Origin of the sequence: Martinezella calliandrae (assembly GCF_030272695.1) — a bacterium.
GTDB classification, from domain to species: domain Bacteria; phylum Pseudomonadota; class Alphaproteobacteria; order Rhizobiales; family Rhizobiaceae; genus Rhizobium; species Rhizobium calliandrae.
The window spans coordinates 1-1437 of sequence record NZ_JARFYN010000144.1 but is presented as its reverse complement, the minus strand read 5'-3'; the positions used below and the strand labels follow the sequence as shown (position 1 = coordinate 1437).

1 protein-coding gene is annotated in these 1437 nt (G+C 58.1%); it reads right to left on the bottom strand.

What is annotated here, in order from left to right; translation table 11 throughout:
- Positions 1–182: 182 nt before the first annotated feature.
- A complete protein-coding gene (locus tag PY650_RS36390; protein ID WP_285884936.1) occupies positions 183–1370 on the bottom strand; it encodes an IS701 family transposase in 1188 nt (395 codons plus the stop codon).
- Positions 1371–1437 lie beyond the last annotated feature (67 nt).

Genomic DNA, 1437 nt, shown 5'->3' with positions numbered 1-1437 from the left:
CTAGTACTACAGTTGCGTTTTATGTCTATTTTTGTAGTGGGCGCTCATTGCGGAGGCCTGATGTTTTCGTCTCCAGAGTGACCATGCGAGAACGAAGGCCGTCTTGATCGGGGGTCGCAGTAGGAGCCGTGTAATCAGATAGCGGATCTCTGCGACGCTTGGTAGAAGCGCGAGTTTGTTGGTCAGGCGGCGATTGGCTGGTTTGGACTCGTTTCGTTCGGTTTGCCACCGGCGCTTCGGCGCAGATCGGAACCCAACTTGGCGAGGAAGGCTGCAGCCGCCATGACGAGCGTCATGTGACGGTGCCAGGCATGCCAGGAACGAGCCTCGCAATGATCAAGGCCGAGATCATCCTTGGCGCGCTGGAAGCATTCCTCGATCGTCCAACGCAGCCCAGCAGCACCTGCCAACTCGCAAAGCTCGGTCCCGGCAGGTGCAAAGACAAAATAATAGGCACGGTCATTTGGCTCGCGCCGGTTGCGGCGGATCAAGAGCCAGTGCTCCCATTGTGGATCAGGACGAGAGCTAAGAGGAATGCGAGCCCAGTCATAGAGCCTCAAACCTTTAGCCCCTTCGCCGGCGGCATGGCTGTGCCAAGCTTCTGGTTTCAACTCATCGGCCATGGTTTCGGGATCGGTTTGCTCTATCCCCTGGTCGCGAACGAAGCGCAGGCAATGATTGGAGCGTACCGCCAAAACATAAGGCTGGCCGCGACCTTCCAGCATCCTGCGTAGCCGTGAATCCGAACCATAAAGTGCATCGGCCAGCACCCAGGCACAGGGCACGCCGGCATCGAGTGCCGCCGCGATCAGATCACAAGCAATCTCCGGCTTAGTGGCAAAATGCTGCTCTTGTGGGATCTGCGCAGAAGCACGCCGCACCTCATCGTCCACCCAGGTTTTCGGTAGATACAGCTGCCGGTCGACGAGGGTTTGGCCATAGCGGCTTGCATAGGCAAGGAAGACACCCACCTGACTGTTCTCAATTCGGCCGGCCGTCCCGGAATATTGCCTTGCCACCCCCACCGAATGCTCGCCCTTCTTCAGGAACCCAGTTTCGTCCACCACCAGAACGCCGTCCGCATCCCCCAGAGCCTCCACCGCATAAGCCCGAACGACATCGCGCAAAGCGTCAGCATTCCAATGGCTGCGCCCCAATAGCGATTGCATCCGATAAGGGCGCGCCAGGCCAGCCTGCTCGGCCATCAGCCAACCGGTCTTGCGCTCCACCCCCGACAGCACGCCATCAAGAAAGGCACCACTCGATAAGCGCAATTCACGGCGACGAAAAACCGGCCCCAGTCGCTCCTTCAATGCATCGAGCTCGCGTTGCCATGCCAGTACCGATCCAGACCAGCTTGCGACCGACATGAGATTCCCTCCAGCTAAATGCCAAGAGTGAATCATGATTTCATATCAAACGCAACTGTAGTACTAG